The organism is Neisseria iguanae (genome assembly GCF_003013245.1).
GTDB classification, from domain to species: Bacteria; Pseudomonadota; Gammaproteobacteria; order Burkholderiales; family Neisseriaceae; genus Neisseria; species Neisseria iguanae.
Genome location: NZ_PXYY01000105.1, coordinates 1 through 7,915, shown reverse-complemented (window position 1 = coordinate 7,915; position 7,915 = coordinate 1). Strand labels below are relative to the sequence as shown.

The 7,915-nt window shown below is 49.4% G+C and carries 8 protein-coding genes and 2 pseudogenes; 6 read left to right on the top strand and 4 right to left on the bottom strand.

Annotated features, from left to right (window positions below; genetic code table 11):
- Nucleotides 1–216: pseudogene (locus C7N83_RS16310) on the top strand (IS1595 family transposase); the annotation flags it as partial.
- A 245-nt stretch (nt 217–461) separates the two neighbouring features.
- Here C7N83_RS16310 and C7N83_RS12120 read toward each other — a convergent pair.
- Together C7N83_RS12120 and C7N83_RS12115 are read right to left on the bottom strand one after the other, a co-directional pair.
- Complete coding sequence (locus C7N83_RS12120) at nt 462–1,691, bottom strand: PilT/PilU family type 4a pilus ATPase (protein WP_106742944.1); 1,230 nt, start codon at nt 1,689–1,691, stop codon at nt 462–464.
- Between the two features lie 66 nt (nt 1,692–1,757).
- Nucleotides 1,758–2,801, bottom strand: coding sequence for a type IV pilus twitching motility protein PilT (locus tag C7N83_RS12115; RefSeq protein WP_106742939.1), 1,044 nt, complete (start codon nt 2,799–2,801; stop codon nt 1,758–1,760).
- Between the two features lie 114 nt (nt 2,802–2,915).
- Between C7N83_RS12115 and C7N83_RS12110 the strand changes: the two genes are divergently transcribed.
- The 4 genes from C7N83_RS12110 (at nt 2,916) to dksA (ending at nt 5,704) form a co-directional block, all read left to right on the top strand.
- Entirely contained in the window at nt 2,916–3,611 is a 696-nt protein-coding gene (locus tag C7N83_RS12110; RefSeq protein WP_106742937.1) for a YggS family pyridoxal phosphate-dependent enzyme, read from the top strand.
- Nucleotides 3,612–3,691: 80 nt separating this feature from the next.
- Nucleotides 3,692–4,489: a pyrroline-5-carboxylate reductase gene (proC, locus tag C7N83_RS12105; protein WP_106742936.1), complete on the top strand. Its 798-nt coding sequence runs from the start codon at nt 3,692–3,694 to the stop codon at nt 4,487–4,489.
- Nucleotides 4,443–5,051, top strand: a complete 609-nt coding sequence (locus tag C7N83_RS12100) for a YggT family protein (protein ID WP_245911224.1) — start codon at nt 4,443–4,445, stop codon at nt 5,049–5,051. The genes proC and C7N83_RS12100 overlap by 47 nt, the downstream gene beginning before the upstream one ends.
- 236 nt (nt 5,052–5,287) lie before the next feature.
- Nucleotides 5,288–5,704, top strand: a complete 417-nt coding sequence (gene dksA, locus C7N83_RS12095; protein WP_106742945.1) for an RNA polymerase-binding protein DksA — start codon at nt 5,288–5,290, stop codon at nt 5,702–5,704.
- Nucleotides 5,705–6,328: 624 nt separating this feature from the next.
- Here dksA and C7N83_RS12085 read toward each other — a convergent pair.
- Nucleotides 6,329–6,496: pseudogene (locus C7N83_RS12085) on the bottom strand (adenylyltransferase/cytidyltransferase family protein); the annotation flags it as partial.
- 183 nt (nt 6,497–6,679) lie between these two features.
- Between C7N83_RS12085 and C7N83_RS17125 the strand changes: the two are divergent.
- On the top strand, nt 6,680–6,838 hold the full coding sequence (locus tag C7N83_RS17125; protein WP_170064908.1) for a hypothetical protein: 159 nt from the start codon (nt 6,680–6,682) through the stop codon (nt 6,836–6,838).
- Nucleotides 6,839–7,143: 305 nt separating this feature from the next.
- Here the strand turns inward: C7N83_RS17125 and coaD are convergent, their stop codons facing one another.
- Nucleotides 7,144–7,656: a pantetheine-phosphate adenylyltransferase gene (coaD, locus tag C7N83_RS12070; RefSeq protein ID WP_170064907.1), complete on the bottom strand. Its 513-nt coding sequence runs from the start codon at nt 7,654–7,656 to the stop codon at nt 7,144–7,146.
- Nucleotides 7,657–7,915 lie beyond the last annotated feature (259 nt).

Sequence of the window (7,915 nt, the reverse complement as noted above, 5' to 3'; positions counted from 1 at the left end):
GTGTTGGCTGTCAGTGGGTTTACTTAACCGAATCAATCGTTCAGGGCTTTTTGCAGGCCGTCAAAACCACATTGATGGTATTGAAAATTTCCGGAATCAGGCAAAGCGAATTCTACGGAAATAGAACAGAAACCTTTCCCTTTATTCCTGAAGGAATGTGAATTTCGTTTTAATTTTGGCGCACCAAAAGGGCAGCTTAAAGTCTTGCTGTTTTAGTGTGGTATTTAAGGCTGATCTAATACAGCCCCAAAATTCCAAACAATGTCGGAGGGTAAAACAAACAAGTGGGCTTGGTTGTTCAACTGAAAGGTGTGTTTGAAACGGCCATTGTAGGCTAAATTCGGTTTAGAATGAATTTATTAGAGAAAACTCAGTATATGAGCCGATAGGAAACAAACAGGCCGTCTGAAAGCGGTTTAATCTTTCAGACGGCCTGTTTTGCCTGTGTTTCAGCCTGATGACTACATCAAATTCAAATCGCTTATGCGGTCAAACAAGCGTTCCGGTTCGCTGCCTTTTTCGTGAAATTGGATACGCAAACGCAAATCGTTGGCGGAATCGGCTTGGCGCAAGGCTTCGTCGTATTCGATGTAGCCTTGGGTATAAAGAGTGAACAAATGCTGGTCGAAGGTTTGCATGCCGTCACCTGAAGCTCGGTTCATCAGGCCGCGGATTTCCATCAGTTCGCCTTTGAAAATCAAATCCTGCATGGCAGGCGTGTTGATCAGCAAATCAATGGCGGCGGTGCGCATAGTGCGGTCTTTTTGAATCACCAAGCGCTGGCTGATGATGCCGGTGAGATTCAAAGCCAAATCCATCAGCACTTGTTTCTGACGCTCTTCAGGGTAGAAGTTGATGATGCGCTCGATAGTTTGCGACGCGTTGTTGGCGTGGATGGTGAACACGCACAAGTGGCCGGTCTGCGCCAATTGCATGGCGTATTCCATGCTCTCTCCGCTGCGTACTTCGCCGATACACACGACATCAGGTGCTTGGCGCATGGCATTTTGAATAGCGGTTTTCCAATCGGGTGTGTCAATGCCGATTTCGCGTTGGGTGAAAATGCAGCGGCGCGGTTTATAGATAAATTCAATCGGATCTTCAATGGTGACCACATGGCCGGGCATTTTGTTGTTGCGGTAGTTGAGCATGGAAGCCATGGTGGTTGATTTACCCGAACCGGTCGGCCCGGCTAAAATCAGCAGGCCACGCGTGGCGATTGCCAAATCTTTGGTCTTTTCCGGCAAACCCAAGGCTTCCATTTCGGGGATTTCTTGGCTGATGCGGCGCAACACCAAACCGACGCGGCCTTGCTCGTGATATGCATTCACACGGTAACGTGTGTTGCTGCGCGATTGCACGGAATAGTTCAGCTCCCATTCGCGGTTGAAGACGGCCAGCTGTTCGGGGTTCATGGTGGATTCGGCGATTTGCGCGGTTTCTTCAGCACTCAAGGCTTTGTGGGGAACAGGGGTTAATACGCCGTTCACTTTGATCGATGGCGGAAAACCGGCACTGATGAAAATATCGGACGCTTTGCGGCCTTCGGCCTCATCACACATGCGGTCGAGTAAGGGATGCAGATGCGTGCCGATTTCAGCCGGTGTCGGGATATGCGGGGCTTGGTTTTTTTGCGAATATGCCTGCACCATTTCGGAAAGCAAGCCATGTAAAGTGTTGTTATCGTTCATTTTTTTTCCATTATCTTTTTCAGGCGGCCTTATGGCCTAATCAGGCAGGCCGTCTGAAAAAATAGATTAAAGAATCATTTGATCGCTGTTTTGTGCTTTGCTGCGCGCTATTTCCTGAGTGATGGTGCCTTGGCGCAACAGGTTTTGCAGGGCTTGGTCAAGTGTTTGCATGCCGTGTGCTTGGCCGGTTTGCAGTGCGGATTGGATTTGGGCGATTTTGTTTTCGCGAATCAGGTTGCGCACGGCAGGCGTGGAAATCAGGATTTCGTGTGCCGCCACACGGCCATTGCCGTCACGGGTTTTCAATAAAGTTTGCGAAATTACGGCACGAAGCGATTCGGAAAGCATGGAACGCACCATTTCTTTTTCTCCTGCCGGAAACACATCGACGATACGGTCAATGGTTTTGGCCGCGCCGGTGGTGTGCAGTGTACCGAACACCAAATGGCCGGTTTCGGCAGCGGTCAAGGCCAGGCTGATGGTTTCGGGGTCGCGCATCTCACCAATCAGAATTACATCAGGGTCTTCACGCAGTGCGGAGCGCAGCGCATTGTGGAAGCTGTGGGTGTGTTGGTGCAGTTCGCGCTGGTTAATCAGGGCTTTTTTGCTTTGGTGAACAAACTCAATCGGGTCTTCGATGGTAAGAATGTGCGCCGGTTGGGTCTCGTTGATGTAGTTGATCATCGCCGCCAAAGTGGTTGATTTGCCTGAACCGGTCGGGCCGGTCACCAATACCAAACCGCGCGGATTATCGGTAATCTTTTGGAAAATGCGCGGCGCACGCAATTCTTCCAGGGTCAATACGCTGCTAGGAATGGTACGGAACGCCGCTGCAGGGCCGCGCTCAGTGGTAAATGCGTTCACACGGAAGCGCGCGACATTGGGCAATTCAAACGAAAAATCGACTTCCAAATCCTGCTGATAAAGCTTGCGCTGGTGGTCGTTCATTACCGAAGTCACCATCGTGCCGACTTCTTCGGCGTCCATTTCCGGCAGGTTGATGCGGCGGATGTCGCCGTGAACGCGAATCATCGGAGACATTGCTGAGCTTAAGTGAAGGTCGGACGCTTTGTTCTTCACGCCGAATGCCAGTAAGTCTGTAATCTGCATAATGTGGCCTTATTGGTTTAGAATAGTAAATCAGTTCATTTTAAATGCATAATATCGTTCAACCAAGTAAATTTTGCAAAAAGGCCGCATAATGGCCGGATAAAGGAAAGAATCATGTCGGGATTGCAACAACATTATCAAACCGTTTTGAGCAGCCTTGCCCGTGCGACAGAAGAAGCAGGCCGTCTGAAAGATTCGGTGAAGCTGGTGGCGGTGAGCAAAACCTTTCCGTCCGAAGACATCCGCGAAGTGTATGCGGCCGGCCAGCGCGATTTTGGTGAAAACTACATTCAGGAATGGTATGACAAAACGCAAACCCTTGCTGATCTGCCCGATATCGTGTGGCATATCATCGGCGACGTGCAATCCAACAAGACCAAATACGTCGCCGAGCGTGCGCATTGGCTGCATACCGTAGGCCGTTTGAAAACTGTGCAACGTATCAGTAATCAACGGCCGTCTGAAATGCCGCCGCTGCAAGTGTGTATTGAAGTGAACATTTCAGGTGAAGCAGCCAAACACGGGGTAAAACCCGAAGAAGCAGCGGGCTTGGCAGTGGAAGTGGCTAAGTTGCCGAATATTCAGGTACGCGGTTTGATGTGTGTCGCCAAGGCTGACAGCAGTGACGATGAATTGCGCCGACAGTTTTCCATCATGCAGGAATTATTGGCCGAGATGAACATGGCGGGCGTGAAGGCCGATGTGTTGTCGATGGGGATGTCGGGCGACATGCGGATTGCCGTAAAATGCGGTGCAACGCATGTGCGCATTGGTAGTGCGATTTTCGGCCGGCGCGATTACAGTAAATGAAACTTATCTGCAGAGGCCATCCTGATTTTTTCAGACAGCCTTACAATATATTTATAGAGAACGTAAAGAAAGGCAGAAATATGAACGTATTTTTCTTAGGCGGCGGCCAAATGGCCGCCGCGGTTGCTGGCGGTTTAGTGAAGCAGGGCGGTTATCGGGTGCATGTGGCTGACCGTGGTGCGGAAAAGCGTGAACGCTTGGCGAAAGAATTGGGTGTGGCCGCATCGGAAAAATTACCGGCATTGACCGAAAACGACGTGTTGGTGTTGGCTGTCAAACCGCAAGATATGCAGGCGGCGTGTAAACATATACAGACCAACGGCGCATTGGTGTTGTCGGTCGCCGCCGGCTTGAACATCGAAACTTTAAGCCGCTACCTTCACGGCAACCGCCGCATTGTACGCACCATGCCCAATGTGCCGAGTAAAATCGGTTTGGGCATTACCGGTATGTATGCCGCCTGGCAGGCCGGCGAAGCAGACAGGCAAACTGCCGACAACATCATGCGCGCCGTCGGCCAAACCGTGTGGCTCGACAATGAAAGCCAAATACACGCCATCACCGGTATCAGCGGCAGTGGCAGCGGCTATGTGTTTTACCTGCTTAATGCGTTACAAGAAGCCGCATTGGCACAAGGTTTCGATGCCGAGCAAGCCCGCAGCCTAACCTTGGCCACATTCAAAGGTGCAGTCGGACTGGCCGAACAAAGCGGCGCTTCTTTTGAAGAATTGCGCCGAAGCGTAATGTCTAAAGGCGGTACTACCATAGAAGCCTACAATGTGTTCGACAAACGCGCCGTGGCCGAATCGATCAAGGAAGGAGTCGCCGCCTGTGTCGCCCGTTCGCGAGAAATCTCGCAACAATTCGGGGCTGTCTGAAAAAATGAAAGCCGATTTACTGTTATTGCTGGCCGATAGTTTGGTGATTGTGATGGTGGCGCGGTACCTGCTGCATTGGGCGAAGCTGGATAGCACCCATCCGCTGGCCGTGTTTTGCCGCCAAACCACCGAGTGTCTGGTTAAGCCTTTACGTAAAGCCGTGCCGTCCGCAGGCCGGCAGGATTCGGCCTGCCTGTTGGCCGGATTACTGGTGTATTACACTATCTATATGGTGGTGACGTGGGTGGAGCTGCCCGGCAGCATTGGTGGCCGAATCATGGCGGCGAATTTTATTTTTGCACTCATCGGCATGCTGAAAGCCGTGGCTTATGTTTTACTGTTCGGCCTGATTATCCGCATGCTGCTCAGCTTTAACAATCCGTATTCGCCGCTGATGGTGGTTTTACAGCGCATTTTCGAACCGGTTTCGCGCCCGTTTGCATTCCTGCGTGTTGGCCGCTACGACTTTTCCGGCAGTGTGGCGGCATTGGTGTTATGGTTTTTTTTGGTTGGCTTCCTGCCCAAGCTCGCCAGCAGCGTCAATTTGTGGTTATTGCGTTAAAGCCAGGCCAGCCGCTCCAATCGGCAGGGTTTGAGTGGAATTTCGCTAGATGCAGCAACTAAAAACAGGTTGTCTAAATGCAAAAAAGTGCAAAGCGGGCAGACGGGTGTAACGCACTGAAAAAAACATGTTATGATACGGCTTTTTTAAAAGCACAGTATTCCAAAAAACTAATAAAAAATAAATACTTGCTGATTAGAAACAAAAGTTTCCAATTATTGGAGAAAGAAATTATTATGTCAAAGCTGACAGAACAAGACATTTTAAACTGGGATGGTCCGGAAGATGATTACATGAATGCCGACCAATTGGCCTTCTTCCGAGCCTTACTTGTCAAGATGCAAGATGAGCTGATTCAAAATGCAACAGTTACCACCAGCCATTTGCAAGAACACGAATCCGCCCCTGATCCTGCCGACCGTGCAACGCAAGAAGAAGAATACGCTTTAGAATTGCGCACGCGCGATCGCGAACGAAAATTGTTGGCAAAAGTGCAAGCGACCATTCGCAGTATTGATGAAGGCAGCTATGGTTTCTGTGCCGATACCGGTGAGCCGATCGGTTTGAAACGTTTGCTGGCACGCCCGACTGCAACATTGTCTGTTGAAGCGCAAGAACGTCGTGAGCGAATGAAAAAACAGTTTGCCGACTAAATTCCCCAAACTTATCCGTTAATACAAAAGATACTGCTACGCACGTAAAGCGATAATTTTCAGAAATTTTCAAGCTCCTGATTTAAAAGATATTTAAATGCCGTATTTCGCAAAGCGCAAGCGGTTTAAGCTGTTTTTGTCTGACATTCAGGCAAAAACAGCTTTGTTTTTTTGTAAAAATGCTAAACAGGTTGTACCGTCCAGGATTGTAAATTTCGCTTTTGCGATACATATCGAATGTAATGACTATCAGTTTCCATATCAGTGCACCGGATATCAGCATTTTAGGTTTGTTTTTGGCTTTCAATGGACGTTTTTAGTCCGAACCTTTAAGCCGCCTGAATTCAAAAGGCTTAAAGCTTCGGATTGTTTACTTGTTTTTTCATTGCAGGGTTTTTCCCCTATTAGTCTAAGGAGGCACTCAAACTCTAAAACCGTTATAGGATAATTCCTTATTCATCAATTGTTTTACAAATGCTTGAACTTATTTGCTTCATTTTTGTTTTTGCCGGCAGGGTCGGATTGTGTACATGAAAAGATACGGGTCTTATCATCTTGTGTTTGTGCCGATAAGGGCGATGGCGGCAGTCAACCGGGCGCATCTGCAAAGAAGGCAGTTTTCACTTGCCGCTCTTCGATGGTGTAGGTATTCTGTTTTTCCGGATTGACACCGACGGCAACAATCAGCTCATCAAACAAGGCTTGCGCTTCACGAATCATCCAAACATGGCCGAGCGTAGGCGGATCGAAACTGCCGGCATACACGGCGCGGCGGATTGGGGTTACGTTCATAATGGGGTAAAGGAAAGGATTAAGGCAACAGAATAATGCGGGAAATAGGGGCTGTCAAAGGAAAAGCTGCCGGGACTTTTGAAAAATCTCCATCTTTGGCATATTTTTTCGCAAGCCGCTTCTTGACCGCTTGTCTGTCTGATGCGTCTGCGCTTTCTGTGATGCCTCTGCTTTGAACCGTGTTTGAACCCGGGGCTTGGTAAAGGTTCAGGCCGTCTGAAACAGGTGCGCCCTGCACACCGTTTCAGACGGCCTGTTGGTATTATGCGCAAAGCGCACAGAGGCAAATCTTTAACGGAAGAAGACAAGCAGCTGTCGGAAAACCGTTATGCGGTTGGATAAACCTTGGGGGGACTTTGCACCGTAAATTCGGCTGTAAACGGGTGTGTTATTTTGGCTTGCGGAAAGTATGGGCGCAAAGCCATTTGAAAGGGGTGAGCTTAAACCTGTTAAAGGTAGGAAACACGTCCTGACAGAGGGAAAATAGGGATGGGAACAGTGCTTAAAAAGGCAAAATGGTTAATCGATAACCCAATTAACCGCTTTGGTTGGTGTGTTTATATTTTGCAAAGGTCTCGGGTTGTTTGAAACATCACTAACGTGCATCAGAAATCGGACAGGTTCGGCATCTTTCTGAGACGGCGGATTCAGTCCTCTTGTTGGTGGTTGCTCAGAATTTTCTGATAAACATCTTCCGGTAGATAGCGGCGGATCATGTCGCGCCAGCCTTCGGGGCCCACTAGGCCTTTGACCATGGTGGAAGATACTTCGGCAATTTCGCGTGGGGGCATCAGAAATACGGTGGAAATTTCCGGGGCCAAATCGCTGTTGATATAACGCATGGAACGTTCGTATTCATAGTCGCCTGCGGTGCGGATGCCGCGCACGATAAAGCGTGCTTCGACTTCACGGGCGTAATGCACCAAAAAGCGGTTTTCAAATACGGTGATGCTCACGTTGGGAAATTCGGCGGTCACGGCTTTGAGCATGGCCTGCCGCTCTTCGATGGTGTAGGTATTCTGTTTTTCCGGATTGACACCGACGGCAACAATCAGCTCATCAAACAAGGCTTGCGCTTCACGAATCATCCAAACATGGCCGAGCGTAGGCGGATCGAAACTGCCGGCATACACGGCGCGGCGGATTGGGGTTACGTTCATAATGGGGTAAAGGAAAGGATTAAGGCAACAGAATAATGCGGGAAATAGGGGCTGTCAAAGGAAAAGCTGCCGGGACTTTTGAAAAATCTCCATCTTTGGCATATTTTTTCGCAAGCCGCTTCTTGACCGCTTGTCTGTCTGATGCGTCTGCGCTTTCTGTGATGCCTCTGCTTTGAACCGTGTTTGAACCCGGGGCTTGGTAAAGGTTCAGGCCGTCTGAAACAGGTGCGCCCTGCACACCGTTTCAGACGGCCTGTTG

What these genes read in the sequence shown, in the direction of transcription:
- C7N83_RS12120 (WP_106742944.1), bottom strand. Translation starts at nt 1,691, where the DNA reads ATGAACGATAACAACACTTTACATGGCTTGCTTTCCGAAATGGTGCAG.
- C7N83_RS12115 (WP_106742939.1), bottom strand. Translation starts at nt 2,801, where the DNA reads ATGCAGATTACAGACTTACTGGCATTCGGCGTGAAGAACAAAGCGTCC.
- C7N83_RS12110 (WP_106742937.1), top strand. Translation starts at nt 2,916, where the DNA reads ATGTCGGGATTGCAACAACATTATCAAACCGTTTTGAGCAGCCTTGCC.
- proC (WP_106742936.1), top strand. Translation starts at nt 3,692, where the DNA reads ATGAACGTATTTTTCTTAGGCGGCGGCCAAATGGCCGCCGCGGTTGCT.
- dksA (WP_106742945.1), top strand. Translation starts at nt 5,288, where the DNA reads ATGTCAAAGCTGACAGAACAAGACATTTTAAACTGGGATGGTCCGGAA.
- coaD (WP_170064907.1), bottom strand. Translation starts at nt 7,656, where the DNA reads ATGAACGTAACCCCAATCCGCCGCGCCGTGTATGCCGGCAGTTTCGAT.